We start from the raw sequence: 13,468 nt of genomic DNA on the forward strand, positions 1-13,468 counted from the left end.
AGAAATGATTTGTTTGCCATCTTTGCCAAGGTTTTGTTCTTTAAGGAGGCAAAAGCGTGACGCGGTTCGGCCGCTTGTTTCGTGACGGCGTAACCACATTTGCGCCGCTGGCGCTGATCGGCCTGCTTGCATTAAAGATGAAAAATCGCCCAGAACTCGTTCAAACCGGACGTTTTTATGTCGTTGACGCCGACACCCTCGCTCGGGACGGCAATCGTCTGCGCCTTATCGGCATCGACGCACCTGTATTTCGCCAGCAATGTCAGTGCAATCTTCGGGACTGGGCCCGCGTCACAAAGGCGCGCAAAGCATTTGATAAATTAATGAAGACGGGTGCGGGCGAATGTCGGGTGAGCAAGCATGACCGCTATGGCCGACTATCGGTAACTTGCAAAGCTGATGACGTCGACATCAACGGCGCGATGGTGCGCAGACGCATCGCCTTGTCTTATGGCGGCTATGCCGCCGAAGAGGTTGCGGCGTGCAAGGCCAAGGCCGGGCTCTTGGCCGGCGATTTCGAGCGGCCGCGCGATTATCGGCGCGAAGAGCAGATGGACCGCAAGGGCGATCGGCTGGCGGGGCTCGGTGGCTATCTGCGACGGATTGTCGGATGGGATCGGTGATGGCGCAGGAAGAGAAATTGCAGGCGCTGGGCAAGGCCATCGCCGCTTGCCGTGTCTGCCGGGATGCGCCGATGCGTGGGCAGGCCGATCGGCTGCCGCATGAACCGAGGCCGGTCGCCGTCTTGTCGGCAACGGCGCGCATCCTGATTGCGGGACAGGCACCAGGGCTGCGGGTGCATGAAAGCGGCCTGCCGTTCAACGATGCGTCCGGCGACCGGCTGCGGCAATGGTTGGGCGTCGATCGAGACAGTTTTTACAACGCTGATCATTTCGCCATTATGGGAATGGGCTTCTGCTTCCCCGGCTATGGCGCTGCGGGTGGTGATTTACCGCCGCGCAGGGAATGCGCGCCGCTTTGGCGGCAGAGAGCCATGGACGCGATGCCGCAAATCGAGCTCGTCCTGACCATAGGCCAATATGCTCAGGCTTGGCATCTCGGTTCGGCACGAATGGCATCGATGACAGAAACCGTTGCGGAATGGCGGCGGTACCTTTTTACCAATCATTGGCCAGCGATCTTGCCGCTGCCGCATCCGAGTTGGCGCAACAGCGGCTGGTTGAAGCGCAATCCTTGGTTTGAGATTGAGCTGCTGCCCGTATTGCGAGAGCGCATAAAAAGCCTTGTTTCTTGAAACAAGTTTCTTTTCCTTCGGCAAAAATGCGCTATAGAGAGAATATAATTCGAAAGGGCAATCGAAATGGACCGTCTTGACCGCAAAATCCTGCGTCTGCTGCAGGAGGATTCCACTTTGGCCGTGGCCGATCTCGCCAAGAAGGTCGGGCTGTCGACGACACCATGCTGGCGCCGTATCCAGAAGATGGAAGAGGATGGCGTCATTCGCCGTCGCGTGGCGCTGCTCGATCCCGAAAAGGTCAACACCAAGGTCACCGTTTTCGTCTCGATCCGCACCAACAGCCACTCGATCGAATGGCTGAAGCGCTTTTCCGAAGTGATCGCGGACTTCCCGGAAGTGGTTGAATTTTATCGCATGAGCGGCGACGTCGATTATCTCCTGCGCGTCGTCGTCCCGGATATCGCCGCCTATGACGCCTTCTACAAACGCATGATCGCCAAGATCGAAATCCGCGACGTCTCCTCGGCCTTCGCAATGGAACAGATCAAATATTCGACGGAACTGCCGCTGGACTACATGCTGCTGGAGAATGCAAAATCAAGCGACGATTGAGCGCCATTAAAAAAAATGGCGCCCTTTAAAGAGCCGACTTCTGGACGATCGCTTTAAATTACTTTTTATCCAGCCTTGCCAGCAGCGACGACGTGTCCCAGCGGTTGCCGCCCATGGCCTGGACGTCGCCATAAAACTGGTCGACCAAGGCAGTCAGCGGCAGTTTGGCTTTGTTCCGACGGGCTTCGGACAACACGATGTCGAGGTCCTTGCGCATCCAGTCGACGGCAAAGCCGAAGTCGTATTTGCCGACATTCATGGTCTTGTGGCGGTTTTCCATCTGCCAGGAACCGGCCGCCCCCTTGGAGATGACTTCCACGACCTTTTCGATGTCGAGGCCAGCCTGCTTGCCGAAATGGATGCCTTCGGCCAAGCCCTGAACGACGCCGGCGATGCAGATTTGGTTGATCATCTTGGTGAGCTGTCCCGCGCCCACCGCGCCCATCAGACCCACCATGCGGGCATAGGCGTCGATCACCGGCTTTGCTTTTTCGAACACCGTCTCATCGCCGCCGCACATGACGGTCAGGACGCCGTTTTCTGCACCGGCCTGACCGCCGGAGACGGGGGCGTCGATGAAGTCCACGCCTTTTTCCTTGGCCGCAGCATGGAGTTCGCGGGCGACCTCGGCGCTGGCTGTCGTGTTGTCGATCAGTGTCGCGCCCGCCTTCATACCCGAGAGCACGCCATCCTTGCCGATCGTTACCGAACGCAGGTCGTCGTCATTGCCGACGCAGGTAAAGACGAAATCGGCGCCTTCGGCCGCAGTCGCTGGCGTGGGGGCAAACTTGCCGTCAAACTGTTTCGCCCAAGCCTCTGCCTTGGCGATGGTGCGGTTGTAGACGGTGACATCGTGACCGCCCTTCACCTTCAAATGCCCTGCCATGGGGTAGCCCATGACGCCCATGCCGATGAATGCGACCTTTGCCATTCGCGAGACTCCTTCCAAAAATTTGCCTGAAGACTTATCGGAAAGGCGAGGGGGACGGAAGACCGATTTGTCGGCGCAGTTGTCGCGGTCCCATGGGTCTTGAAAGATAATTCCGCGATTTCCCACTCAATCGAAACCGAATTTCGTCTCGGTCGCGAAAAATTACAATTTCAGTTGTCGATATAATCTATGGATTTGCAATTCTTAGATATCGACAACAGGGCCGGCGTTCGCGGGAAAGCGTCCCGGACCGGTGGGGAAAGGAACTTTCGATGATCACGCGCAGACAGACACTTAGCCTTCTCGGCGCCACGGCCGCCGCCATAGCGCTGCCTTCCGTCCCGCCGGCACGCGCGGCCACTGCAACGACCTTCCGCATAGGTTGGCAAAAGAATGGCGTGCTGGCGCTCGCCAATCGAAAGGGCTCGCTGGAAAAGCGGCTTTCCGATCGCGGCATCTCCGTTGCGTGGTCTGAGTTCACCTCTGGCCCGCCGCTCCTGGAAGCGCTCGGTGCCGGCGCGCTGGATTTCGGTGCCACGGGCGACGTGCCGCCGCTTTTCGCACAGGCTGCGAACGGCAATCTTGTTTATGTCGGCCAGTACAAGGGAAGTCCTGAGGGCTCGGCCATCTTGGTGCGCAAGGATGCGCCGATACAGACGCTTTCCGACCTCAAAGGCAAGAAAGTTGCCTTCAAGCGCGGGTCGAGCGCCCATAACGTCACCGTGAAAGCGCTACGCAAAGGCGGCCTGACGGTGGACGATATCCAGGCGCTTGATCTCGCGCCGCCGGATGCTTCCGCTGCTTTCAAGACCGGCGCCATCGACGCCTGGTCGATCTGGGATCCCTACCTCGCCATCGCCGAGGCCGATCCGGATACCCGCATCCTGGCGACGGCGCGGGGCATCGTCGATTCCTTCAGCTATTTCCTGGCAAACGGCGATTTCGCCAAGGACAATCCACAGGTGATTGTGGACGTCATCGACGAACTTGCCGAGGTCGGTGCCGATGCACAGACGCATCTCGATGATACCGTAACGGCGCTGGCGGCGATCACCGGCGTAGCTGCCGACGTGACCCGGGTGACTTTGACGCGTCCCGATTTCAATCTTGGCGGTGTTTCCACCATCAGTGACGAGGCGGTCGCCTATCAGCAGGGTTTGGCGGACGAGTTCTACGAGCTCGGTATCGTGCCGAAAAAGCTTGCGGTTGCCGATATCGTGTGGAGACCGAAGGCGAGTTGAGGCGCCAGGGCTTGCCCTTGGCCGCCGCTGCGGTCCGCGCTCGAAACATATCGGCGCGGCGCATAGCGGGGAAAAATATTTCGCTGCTTCGGTGGCAATAGAAAATCTGTATTGTCGATATAATAAGTAGTCTATGCAACTATCCGGTAAAAGGCCCTGAGAAGCGGGCTCCCGATCAAGCATATCCAGGAGACAGGAAACATCATGACCGAGACTGCCAAACCCATCGACTTCCTGTGGTTCATCCCGACCTCTGGCGACGGCACCTATCTCGGCTCGAGCGATCTCAATCGCGGGCCGGAAATAGGTTATCTCACGCAGATCGCGCAGGCTGTCGATCGGCTTGGCTACTCGGGCGTGCTGCTGCCGACGGGCGTCTCGTGCGAGGAGTCGTTTGTCACCGCCGCGGCGCTCTCAGCGCAGACGCAGAAATTGAAATTCCTGGTCGCAATCCGTCCCGGCACAGCATCGCCTGCCTATTATGCTCGTCTCGCTTCGACACTCGATCGTGTCTCGAATGGTCGAGTGTTGCTGAACATCGTGGTTGGCGGCAGCCCTGCCGAATTGGCGGGCGACGGCATTCATCTCGCCCATGACGAACGTTATGCCCATGCCGACGAGTTCTTCACCGTCTGGGAAGAACTCTTGGAGAAGGGCACGTCGACTTTCGATGGCAAGTATATCAAGGCGACGGGCGCCAAGCTTGGATTGCCGCCGGTGCAGGCGCCGCGCCCGCCGCTTTATTTTGGCGGATCGTCGGATGCAGGCATCGAATTTTCGGTCGGCCGCGTCGACAAATATCTGACCTGGGGCGAGCCGCCGGCACAGGTGGCGGAGAAGATCGAGAAGGTGCGCGCGGCTGCCGCCCGCAAGGGCCGCGAAATCAGCTTCGGTATCCGCCTGCATTTCATCGTCCGCGAGACGGACGAGGAGGCGTGGGCCGCGGCCGACCGGCTGATCTCCAAGCTCGATGACGAAACGATCCGCGAAGCGCAGGAGCAGTTCGTCAATCAATCCGACTCCGTCGGTCAGAGGCGCATGGCGGCCCTTCATGGCGGCCGCCGCGACAGGCTTGAAGTTTCGCCGAACCTCTGGGCAGGCGTTGGCCTCGTGCGCGCCGGTGCCGGCACGGCGCTGGTCGGGTCGCCCAAGACAGTGGCGGCAAGGCTACGCGAATATCAGGACATAGGCATCGAAACGGTGATCGGCTCCGGCTATCCGCATCTGGAAGAGGCCTATCGCGTCGCGGAGCTGCTGTTTCCCGAGCTTGGGTTGGGCCGGGAACAGCAGCGAGCCGGCTTTCGCAACGAATTCGGGGCAAAACAGATTTTCGCCGGTGGCAGCCATGGCGGCAATCTGAAAGTCGTTTCCGGCTCTTAACCCCATCCTTCCAGGGAGATCTCCATGTCGGCTTTCGACACATCCTTCGCACGCACGGCCGCCGAAAGCAGGGTTCGCCCGGCCAGATCAGTGCGGCCGACCTTCACCCTGGGGCGGTTCTTGCCCTTTTTGCTGCCGATCGTCGTCATCGCGATCTGGCAGCTCGGCTCATCGGTCGGGTGGATCTCCACCCGCATCATGCCATCGCCGGCCGCTGTCGTCGTGGCATTCTGGCAGACAACGATCTCCGGGCAATTGCCGCATAATATTCTGGTCAGCGCCGGCCGAGCCTTCGCCGGCCTCTTCGTTGGCGGCTCGATCGGCTTCCTGCTCGGCATTGCCAACGGCGTTTCAACGCTCTCTGAGCAACTGACCGATACGACACTGCAGATGCTGCGCACGATCCCACATTTGGCAATGGTGCCGCTGGTCATCCTCTGGTTCGGGATCGGCGAAGAATCGAAATTGTTCCTGACGGCGCTCGGCGTGCTCTTCCCGATCTATCTCAACACCTATCATGGCGTTCGCAATGTCGACCGCGGACTGATCGAGATGGGCCGTGTCTATGGCATGAGCGGCTGGACCCTGTTTAAGAAGGTGATCTTTCCCGGCGCCCTGCCGTCTATTCTTGTCGGGCTGCGCTTCGCGCTCGGTATCATGTGGCTGACGTTGATCGTCGCCGAATCGATCGCAGCGTCATCGGGCATCGGCTACATGGCCAACAATGCCCGCGAGTTCGGCATGACCGATGTCGTGGTGTTGACACTGGTCATCTATGCCGCGCTTGGAAAGCTCGCCGACGTCGTTGCCCGGACGCTGGAACGCAGGGCGCTGCGCTGGAACCCGGCCTATCAGAATTGAGGAGCATCCCATGACCGCTATCGCACTGGAACGCGTTCAACCGCGCCCCTCCGAGGACGCTCTGTCGAAGACAGGCGCGGTTGCCATCCGCATCAATGCTCTGGAAAAGAGTTTTGGCCACAATCGTGTGCTGCGCGGCATCGATCTCGATATTCCCGCCGGCCAGTTCGTCGCCGTCATCGGCAAAAGTGGCTGCGGCAAGAGCACCTTATTGCGCATCCTGATGGGCCTCGATGAGCCGACTGCAGGCCACGTGCTATTTGAGACTGCCGGCGGAAGTGACGAAGCGCCGAACGCCCGTATCGTCTTTCAGGAACCTCGGTTGTTGCCTTGGCTCGCCGTTGCCGACAATGTCGCCGTCGGTCTCGGTGAGGGTGTTCCGCGGCACGTGGCGCGGTCCGAGACTGCGTCAGTCCTTTCGGAAGTGCAGCTAGCGGAAAAGGCGGCCGAATGGCCTTCGCGGCTTTCCGGCGGTCAGCGGCAGCGGGTAGCGCTCGCCCGTGCGCTGGTCAGCAAACCAGGTATTCTGGCACTGGACGAGCCGCTTGGCGCATTGGATGCGCTGACCCGCATCAGCATGCAGGAATTGTTGAACCGCGTCTGGCGCGAACTCGGCTTCACCGCCGTGCTCGTCACCCATGACGTCAGCGAGGCCGTGCATCTGGCCGATCGGGTCGTGGTGCTGGACGAGGGGCGGATCGTGCTCGATCTTACCGTTCCCCATCCGCATCCCCGCCGCCACGGCAATCCGGGGCTGGCGCAACTCGAAGGTCAGTTGCTGGCGGCTATCCTCGGTGATGTCAGAGAAGGCTAATTCGGCCTGGTTTCGTTGCCTTCGACATAGAGCCGCAGATTGTCGAAGCCTATTTCCGTGCCCATCAGCCGCGAGCCATTGTCACCATAACCGTCCAGAAAAACCACCTGCTCGGTAAAAAACATCGCCGTGCCGGTCGGTTCCGGAGCGAAGGTGACGGTGGCCAATGACACCGAGATGCGCTTTTCGTCGAGCATCATGTCGAAAGCATAAATGATGCGCTCATTCGGCACGATATCGATATAGCGGCCCTGATAGGCGTGCACCACACCGTCCGTCGAGGCGACCCGATTGCTCTCGTTGCCGCCGGGACGAAAGTCGAGCTGGAATTCCAGCGGCGTCCAATCGTCGTGACAAGCAAACCACTGGCGCTTGTTCTCGGCCACCGCCCAGGCGCCGAAAACGCGCGTCAATGGTGCTTTGAAATGGCGCTCTATGGCCAAAGTCGTGTGTTGCGTCGATCTTTCAGTCATTTCACAACTGTCTCCTCGGAATTGTCGGCGAGAAACTGGTCCAGCCGGTCAAAGGTCCTGTTCCATCCCGCCTTACGTTCGCCAATCCAGCGCTCGAGCGTTGCCAGCGCCTCCTTGCGCAGGTGATAAGTCCGCACCCGGCCGGTCTTTTCAGATAACACCAGCCCACTGGTCTCCAACACGTGCAGATGTTTCATCACGGTCGGCAGCGCCATGGCGAACGGCTGTGCCAATTCAGTTACCGAGGCGGGACCGCGGCCGAGGCGGTCGATCATGCCGCGCCGACTCTGATCCGACAAAGCCTGGAACATCCGGTCGAGCGCCAGGGGTTCCTCAAGCATGTGGGCGTTCCGGCTGGAACTCGGCGGGCAGCTTTTCACGATAGGGATAGAGGTGGAAGTAGGGCATTGCCTCCCTCAGCACGCGGGCGAAGGACGCACGAGCGAGCAGGCGCTGATAATATTGTTTCAGCCGGACGTGCTGTTGGCCGAAGGGCACAAGCGTCTCGGCGTAGAATAGCGCCGGCGCCGCAGCGCAATCCGCCATCGTTAGAGCGTCGCCGGCGATCCAGGGCTTTTCGGCGAGTTGCTGTTCGATCATGCCATAGGCGGTGTGCAGCCGGGCCTGCGCCTGAGCGACGGCTTTGGAGTCGCGCTGATCCTCCGGACGGCGAATATCAGCGACGATCGCCTGCATCGGTTCCTGGACATAGAGATCGAAGAAGCGGTCCCAGAGGCGGACGCAGAGTGCGTCCGCCGGATCGAGCGGCAGCAGAGGCGCGGGGCCAGGATAATGCCGGTCGAGATATTCGATGATGATAGTGCTTTCTGGAACGGTGCTGTCGAGCGCCTCGTCGCGCAGGACAGGGAATTTTCCGATCGGCCAAAGCCGCAGCAGTGAGGCGCGAGACTCTTCGTTGCCGAGGTCGATGATGCGGCTTTCGAAGGGCGTGCCGTTCTCATAAAGCGCGACCAGGACCTTGTGACAGAAGGAGGCAAGGGGGTGCTGGTAGAGAATAAGGGACATGCAAAGAACCTTTCCCATATCGAGGCTTTGTGGCTTAAACTTATCTAAATGGCTAAGTAACAGATCAAAGTTCATCGAGCAATGGATAGTTACCCAATTGGGTAACTATTTCAGGCATCCTGCAGATGGGCCGTCTTATTCCGCGACGAGGCGTGCGATGACCAGATGGCCGGGCGTCGGCTGGCCGTCTTCCATGCGGACATTGATGTCGGTGATTTCGATCAGCTCGAAGCCGGTCGCGTTCAGACGCTCGCGCACATAGCTTTGCGCATGGGCGAAACGCTGGTGCGGGCCGACCATGTAAGGACGGCCGGCAAGCGCGCTGTCGGGCAGGGTTTCCGAGGAAAAGATGAAGAGACCGCCCGGCGTCATGTTGTCGGCGGCGCCGAAGAACAGCGGCTCCAGTGCGCCGAGGTAGGGCAGGACATCGGTGGCGGTGATCAGATCGAATGGCTCCTCGTCATTGTCGTCGAGGAAATCCTCGACCTCGGCGACGAACAGCGTCTCGTAGAGATCCTTTTCATGGGCGACTTCGACCATGTTTTCGGAAATGTCGATGCCAGTGATGTCCTCGACGATATCGCGCAGCGTGCCGCCCGTCAGGCCCGTGCCGCAGCCGAGATCGAGCATGCGCTTGAAGGGGCCGAGCCCAAGCGCCTGCAGCCGCTGACGCACGAGAACCGGAACATGGTAGCCGAGCTGCTCGACGAGTACGTCCTCGAAAACTTCAGCATGCTGGTCGAACAAGGTCTCGACATAGGCGTCCGGCGCCTTTACAGGCGTTTCGCCGCGACCCATTGAGGCGATGCGAACGGTAGCGCCGCCATGGTCCTCGGGATCGATTGACAGCACATCCTCATAGGCCTTGACCGCGGCGTCGATGTCGCCGGCTTTTTCCAGCGCAAGGGCGCGATTATAGGCTTCCGCCAGCGCGTCTTCGTCGATCTTTTTCTTCGCCATGAGTACCAGCCCTTTCATTTGTCAACGAGGCCTTAAGACGCTTGAATGGCTTTTGCAATGGCTGCGTTGAAGGAGCAAAATATTCGTCTGCGACAGCGGCGGGCCATAAGGCCGTTGCGTGAAAAAAGAATAGAGGAGGAAAAAGCCATGGCCACCGAGCTCACCACGTCCCATCTCATCGATAGCTCCACGAACATCAGACTGCCGCCGCTACCCCAGACGACCGGGGAGATCACCAACACATTGAACCATTATTACCGTGGCGAGCTCGCGCGGATGACCAGTTGGCGGGACCGTATCGACCGGACGTCGAACTGGGCGATCACTGTCGTTGCGGCGCTGCTTTCCGTGTCGTTGTCGACGCCGACGTCGCATCATGGCGTATTGCTGTTCGGCATGATGCTGATCACATTGCTTTTGATGATCGAGGCGCGGCGTTATCGTTTCTTCGATGTCTATCGGGCGCGCGTGCGGCAACTGGAACGCAGCTATTTTGCGCAGATCCTGGCGCCCGAAGCGGAACTCAATCCCGATTGGGCGCAATCGATTGCGAAGAGCTTGCGTTCCCCGCGCGTTCTGCTCGGCTATTTTGAGGCCATGCAGCGGCGGTTGCGACGGAATTATTGCTGGATGTACGCGATCCTTCTGCTGGCATGGATCTTGAAGATCTCGACGCCGAAGCTGCAAACGGAAGGCGCACCGCAAGACCTGGCGCATTCGTGGAGCTACATCGTCGACAATGCAGCACTCGGACCGATCCCCGGCTGGCTGGTGATCGCTGCCGTGGTCTTGTTCTACGCTGTCATTCTCTATAGCACACTGCGCCGGGGGACGGACGATGGCGATTTCATCCATGGCGAAGCGCACGTCTGATCGCTTGGCAAAGCCGAGCTATTGCAGAATGAACTCTCCCTTCATCGCCCGCCATTCGGTCGCAGAGATCAGCTGGCGGTGTACATAGCGCACCGAATGCAGCGGCCCGTCAAGCTTCTCCTGCCAGAACTTCAGGAAGTTGCGCATCTCCGGGAAATTCGGAGCAAGATCGTAGTCCTGCCAGATATAAGTCTGCAGAAATTGCGGATGATCGGGCAGGCGATAGAGGATCTGCGCCGTGGTCAGCCCATAGCCCTGCATCTGCTTTTGCATGTCGTTGTGCATGAGGTCGCCCTTTCTGTTCCCATGTTTTTCGTGACTGAGATGTCACGAGAAAATAGAAGCAGCTCATGGTAAACCCAAGCTTCACAAAAGTGTTGCATAAAAAGATTTTTTTCTAAAAAATCAATATGATAGCAGCGCTATAAGGCGAGTGCTGCTAATGCCGCGGGCGGCAAAAGGAGACGCCGTTCTGGTAAAGATCAGCGTCTCAGATGGCGTGTCAGATAGGCTTCCATGCGCGCCCAGCCGTTGCGCATGATCTCGACGATGGACAGGTAGAAAATCGCCGCCCAGAGGTAAGTTTGGTAGTCGTAGGTCTGCGAGAAGGCATAGCGTGTCTCGCCCATCAGATCGTAGACGGTGATGATCGAAACGGTTGCCGAACTCTTGATCAAAAGGATGATCTCGTTGCCGTAGGGGCGCAACGCCACGATCAACGCTTGAGGCAATATGACCTTGTAGAAGGTGATGAGCTTGTGAAGGCCGAGCGACGCCGCAGCCTCGCTTTGGCCGCGATGGACGCTCTGTATGGCGCCGCGGACAATCTCGGTCTGATAGGCAGCCGTGTTCAACGTTATGGCAAACAGTCCGCAGTAGAATGGATCGCGGAAAAACCACCAGAGACCGATAGTTTCAAAGAAGCCGCGCGCCTGCGGGAAGCCGTAATAGACCATGAATATCTGCGCCAGCAATGGCGTGCCGCGGAACAGATAGACATAGCCATAGGTCAGGCTCCTCAGGATCTTGTTCGTCGACATCCTGGCGAAAGCGAGCGGGATAGAGAGTATCGCCCCGAGAAAGAAAGAAAGCCCGACCAGCTTCACCGTGATCCAGAGTCCATGCAGAAGGCGAGGGCCAAACCGGAAGAATTTCTCGTTGTCCCAGTTGGTGATCATCATCGCGATCAGCGAAATGCCGAGCAGCGCCCAGAGTGCCAGGAAGAAATAACCGGCTACGCGGGCTCTCGAGACGCCCTTCATTGCCTCTGGTGGTGCCGGTTGCGCCGGGATCAAAGCTTCAGCGTAGCTCATCGGCGAAACTCCGCACGTTTGGCCCAGCGTTCAAGGTAAGACAAACCAGCCGAGGAAATGATGGCGAGCACCAGGTAGAGGGCGCAGGCCACCAGATAGAAGCGGAACGGGTCCTTGGTCGCTCTCACGGCAAGACCGGTCTGGCGGATGATATCGGCAAGCCCGATGACGGAAACGTAGGACGTGTCCTTCAAAAGGTTCATCCAGAGATTCCCGAGATTGGGGAGTGAAATGCGGATCAACTGCGGCAGGATGATCAGGCGCATGGTGCGGGCGCGGTGAAAGCCGAGAGCATCCCCCGCTTCATATTGCCCCTTGGGGATCGCCCTGAAGGCTGACAGCAGAACTTCCGAGCAATAGGCGGAAAAGACGATCGAAAGGGCGATCATACCGGCGACAAAAGCATTGATCTCAACTTGTCCGGTGTAGCCGACATAAGCAAGGGCAGTCTGCAGCAGGATCTGTATGCCGTAATAGATGATGAATAGGGTCAGGAGTTCCGGCAGGCCGCGAAAGATGGTCGTGAACACGCCGGCCGCGAGCCGCAGCGACTGCTCTTCCGATTGCTGCGCCAGCGCCACCAGAAAACCGACGACCAGGCCGAGCGGCAATGTCAGGACAGCGATCGTGATCGTGATTTTCAACCCGCCGGCAATCTCGTCGCCCCAACCAGTATCGCCGCAAGCCATAACGGTGTTCTGGCCGAACAGGGTAAAAAGCCCGGCCGGGCCGCACAGTGGATCAAACACGGTTTCGAGCCAGACCCATAAGGAACCAATCGCGGAAAACAATCCGCCCATACCATATTTCCCCTCGCAGCTTCTGCTGCGTTTCTCTTGTTCTTATATACTTTGTCAAACAAAAACGGCGGAAGAGCAAGCTTCCGCCGTCGCCTTTTCCCAAGAATCGACAGGCGATCACTCGCCGTAGACGTCGAAGTCGAAATACTTGTCCTGGATCTTCTTGTAGGTGCCGTCAGCGCGGATCGCAGCGATCGCAGCGTTGAACTTGTCCTTCAGCGCGGTGTCACCCTTGCGAAGGCCGATGCCGGCGCCGATGCCATTGATTTGCGGATCAATCTTCAGCGTGCCGAGCATCTTGCAGCAATTGCCGGCATCGGACTTGACCCATTCGGAAAGAACGACGACGTCGTCGATGACAGCGTCGATGCGGCCGTTGGCGAGGTCGAGCTTGTATTCGTCCGGCGACGGATAGAGCTTCAGCTCGGCATCCTTCAGATGCGCGGTGGCGTAGTTGGCGTGCGTGGTCGAGGACTGTGCGCCGATGGTCTTGCCCTTCAGGGCCGCATCGGTTGCTTCGGTCACCGTCGAATCCTTCGGCACTGCAATGGCCGGTGGGGTGTTGTAGTACTTGTTGGTAAAGTCGATGGTCTTTTCACGCTCCGGCGTGATCGACATGGACGAAACGATGGCATCGAACTTCTTGGCCTGCAGGGCCGGAATGATGCCGTCGAAATCCTGGTTCACGAAGGTGCACTTGACCTTCATCTGATCGCAAAGCGCATTGGCGATATCGATGTCGAAGCCGACGAACTTGCCGGCGGCGTCGAGCGATTCGAAAGGGGGATAGGTGGCGTCGGTGCCAATGACGATCGTATCGCCAGCAGCGAGCGCGCCGCCGGCGAAGAGCGACATCGCGGCGAGCGACGCAGCGGCAAAAAGACGAGTGGAGATGCGCATTTTGATCCTCTCTGTTGGCAGCCGGCTGCTGTTGTTCTTGATTGGCGGCCGGCCAGAATGGAGCGGGTGAGTGGCCCGCCTGGCTG

17 protein-coding genes are annotated in these 13,468 nt (G+C 58.9%); 8 read left to right on the plus strand and 9 right to left on the minus strand.

Features of this window, described 5'->3' with window-relative positions:
- Window positions 1-56 precede the first annotated feature (56 nt).
- The 3 genes from PY650_RS07950 to PY650_RS07960 all read left to right on the plus strand — a co-directional run bounded on the left by PY650_RS07950 (window position 57) and on the right by PY650_RS07960 (window position 1,810).
- The gene (locus PY650_RS07950) at window positions 57-623 is read left to right on the plus strand and encodes a thermonuclease family protein (RefSeq protein WP_285878545.1); all 567 of its coding nucleotides are present in this window, start codon (window positions 57-59) and stop codon (window positions 621-623) included.
- On the plus strand, window positions 623-1,255 hold the full coding sequence (locus PY650_RS07955; RefSeq protein ID WP_285878728.1) for a uracil-DNA glycosylase family protein: 633 nt from the start codon (window positions 623-625) through the stop codon (window positions 1,253-1,255). Before PY650_RS07950 ends, PY650_RS07955 begins: the two co-directional genes overlap by 1 nt.
- Window positions 1,256-1,321: 66 nt before the next feature.
- Window positions 1,322-1,810, plus strand: a complete 489-nt coding sequence (locus PY650_RS07960) for an Lrp/AsnC family transcriptional regulator (protein WP_107108286.1) — start codon at window positions 1,322-1,324, stop codon at window positions 1,808-1,810.
- A gap of 58 nt (window positions 1,811-1,868) precedes the next feature.
- On the opposite strand, the gene PY650_RS07965 is transcribed toward PY650_RS07960, so the two are convergent.
- Complete coding sequence (locus PY650_RS07965; protein ID WP_285878546.1) at window positions 1,869-2,741, minus strand: NAD(P)-dependent oxidoreductase; 873 nt, start codon at window positions 2,739-2,741, stop codon at window positions 1,869-1,871.
- 272 nt (window positions 2,742-3,013) lie between these two features.
- On the opposite strand from PY650_RS07965, the gene PY650_RS07970 reads away from it, so the two are divergent.
- From PY650_RS07970 to PY650_RS07985, 4 genes are all read left to right on the plus strand, one after another.
- Window positions 3,014-3,982, plus strand: a complete 969-nt coding sequence (locus tag PY650_RS07970) for an aliphatic sulfonate ABC transporter substrate-binding protein (protein WP_285878547.1) — start codon at window positions 3,014-3,016, stop codon at window positions 3,980-3,982.
- A gap of 204 nt (window positions 3,983-4,186) precedes the next feature.
- Window positions 4,187-5,362, plus strand: a complete 1,176-nt coding sequence (gene ssuD, locus PY650_RS07975; RefSeq protein WP_285878548.1) for an FMNH2-dependent alkanesulfonate monooxygenase — start codon at window positions 4,187-4,189, stop codon at window positions 5,360-5,362.
- A 24-nt stretch (window positions 5,363-5,386) separates the two neighbouring features.
- Complete coding sequence (gene ssuC, locus PY650_RS07980; protein ID WP_285878549.1) at window positions 5,387-6,223, plus strand: aliphatic sulfonate ABC transporter permease SsuC; 837 nt, start codon at window positions 5,387-5,389, stop codon at window positions 6,221-6,223.
- A 10-nt stretch (window positions 6,224-6,233) separates the two neighbouring features.
- Window positions 6,234-7,037, plus strand: coding sequence for an ABC transporter ATP-binding protein (locus PY650_RS07985; RefSeq protein ID WP_285878551.1), 804 nt, complete (start codon window positions 6,234-6,236; stop codon window positions 7,035-7,037).
- Here the strand turns inward: PY650_RS07985 and PY650_RS07990 are convergent.
- The 4 genes from PY650_RS07990 to PY650_RS08005 form a co-directional block, all read right to left on the minus strand.
- On the minus strand, window positions 7,034-7,510 hold the full coding sequence (locus tag PY650_RS07990; RefSeq protein ID WP_285878552.1) for an SRPBCC family protein: 477 nt from the start codon (window positions 7,508-7,510) through the stop codon (window positions 7,034-7,036). The genes PY650_RS07985 and PY650_RS07990 overlap by 4 nt on opposite strands.
- Complete coding sequence (locus tag PY650_RS07995) at window positions 7,507-7,851, minus strand: ArsR/SmtB family transcription factor (RefSeq protein WP_285878553.1); 345 nt, start codon at window positions 7,849-7,851, stop codon at window positions 7,507-7,509. Before PY650_RS07995 ends, PY650_RS07990 begins: the two co-directional genes overlap by 4 nt.
- Window positions 7,844-8,536, minus strand: coding sequence for a glutathione S-transferase family protein (locus tag PY650_RS08000; RefSeq protein ID WP_285878554.1), 693 nt, complete (start codon window positions 8,534-8,536; stop codon window positions 7,844-7,846). Before PY650_RS08000 ends, PY650_RS07995 begins: the two co-directional genes overlap by 8 nt.
- Window positions 8,537-8,671: 135 nt before the next feature.
- Entirely contained in the window at window positions 8,672-9,496 is an 825-nt protein-coding gene (locus tag PY650_RS08005) for a class I SAM-dependent methyltransferase (protein WP_285878555.1), read from the minus strand.
- Between the two features lie 147 nt (window positions 9,497-9,643).
- On the opposite strand from PY650_RS08005, the gene PY650_RS08010 reads away from it, so the two are divergent.
- A complete protein-coding gene (locus PY650_RS08010) occupies window positions 9,644-10,369 on the plus strand; it encodes a DUF2270 domain-containing protein (RefSeq protein ID WP_285878556.1) in 726 nt (241 codons plus the stop codon).
- Between the two features lie 18 nt (window positions 10,370-10,387).
- On the opposite strand, the gene PY650_RS08015 is transcribed toward PY650_RS08010, so the two are convergent.
- From PY650_RS08015 to PY650_RS08030, 4 genes are all read right to left on the minus strand, one after another.
- Window positions 10,388-10,654: an usg protein gene (locus PY650_RS08015; protein ID WP_285878557.1), complete on the minus strand. Its 267-nt coding sequence runs from the start codon at window positions 10,652-10,654 to the stop codon at window positions 10,388-10,390.
- Window positions 10,655-10,851: 197 nt separating this feature from the next.
- A complete protein-coding gene (locus PY650_RS08020) occupies window positions 10,852-11,682 on the minus strand; it encodes an ABC transporter permease (RefSeq protein WP_285878558.1) in 831 nt (276 codons plus the stop codon).
- Window positions 11,679-12,482, minus strand: a complete 804-nt coding sequence (locus tag PY650_RS08025; RefSeq protein ID WP_285866533.1) for an ABC transporter permease — start codon at window positions 12,480-12,482, stop codon at window positions 11,679-11,681. The genes PY650_RS08020 and PY650_RS08025 overlap by 4 nt, the downstream gene beginning before the upstream one ends.
- A gap of 117 nt (window positions 12,483-12,599) precedes the next feature.
- Complete coding sequence (locus tag PY650_RS08030) at window positions 12,600-13,382, minus strand: ABC transporter substrate-binding protein (RefSeq protein ID WP_285878559.1); 783 nt, start codon at window positions 13,380-13,382, stop codon at window positions 12,600-12,602.
- Between the last annotated feature and the right edge of the window lie 86 nt (window positions 13,383-13,468).

This window comes from Martinezella calliandrae (genome assembly GCF_030272695.1).
Lineage (GTDB): Bacteria > Pseudomonadota > Alphaproteobacteria > Rhizobiales > Rhizobiaceae > Rhizobium > Rhizobium calliandrae.

Coding starts and splice junctions, on each gene's coding strand:
- PY650_RS07955 (WP_285878728.1), top strand. CDS start 623: ATGGCGCAGGAAGAGAAATTGCAGGCGCTGGGCAAGGCCATCGCCGCT.
- PY650_RS07960 (WP_107108286.1), top strand. CDS start 1,322: ATGGACCGTCTTGACCGCAAAATCCTGCGTCTGCTGCAGGAGGATTCC.
- PY650_RS07965 (WP_285878546.1), bottom strand. CDS start 2,741: ATGGCAAAGGTCGCATTCATCGGCATGGGCGTCATGGGCTACCCCATG.
- PY650_RS07970 (WP_285878547.1), top strand. CDS start 3,014: ATGATCACGCGCAGACAGACACTTAGCCTTCTCGGCGCCACGGCCGCC.
- ssuD (WP_285878548.1), top strand. CDS start 4,187: ATGACCGAGACTGCCAAACCCATCGACTTCCTGTGGTTCATCCCGACC.
- ssuC (WP_285878549.1), top strand. CDS start 5,387: ATGTCGGCTTTCGACACATCCTTCGCACGCACGGCCGCCGAAAGCAGG.
- PY650_RS07985 (WP_285878551.1), top strand. CDS start 6,234: ATGACCGCTATCGCACTGGAACGCGTTCAACCGCGCCCCTCCGAGGAC.
- PY650_RS07990 (WP_285878552.1), bottom strand. CDS start 7,510: ATGACTGAAAGATCGACGCAACACACGACTTTGGCCATAGAGCGCCAT.
- PY650_RS07995 (WP_285878553.1), bottom strand. CDS start 7,851: ATGCTTGAGGAACCCCTGGCGCTCGACCGGATGTTCCAGGCTTTGTCG.
- PY650_RS08000 (WP_285878554.1), bottom strand. CDS start 8,536: ATGTCCCTTATTCTCTACCAGCACCCCCTTGCCTCCTTCTGTCACAAG.
- PY650_RS08005 (WP_285878555.1), bottom strand. CDS start 9,496: ATGGCGAAGAAAAAGATCGACGAAGACGCGCTGGCGGAAGCCTATAAT.
- PY650_RS08010 (WP_285878556.1), top strand. CDS start 9,644: ATGGCCACCGAGCTCACCACGTCCCATCTCATCGATAGCTCCACGAAC.
- PY650_RS08015 (WP_285878557.1), bottom strand. CDS start 10,654: ATGCACAACGACATGCAAAAGCAGATGCAGGGCTATGGGCTGACCACG.
- PY650_RS08020 (WP_285878558.1), bottom strand. CDS start 11,682: ATGAGCTACGCTGAAGCTTTGATCCCGGCGCAACCGGCACCACCAGAG.
- PY650_RS08025 (WP_285866533.1), bottom strand. CDS start 12,482: ATGGGCGGATTGTTTTCCGCGATTGGTTCCTTATGGGTCTGGCTCGAA.
- PY650_RS08030 (WP_285878559.1), bottom strand. CDS start 13,382: ATGCGCATCTCCACTCGTCTTTTTGCCGCTGCGTCGCTCGCCGCGATG.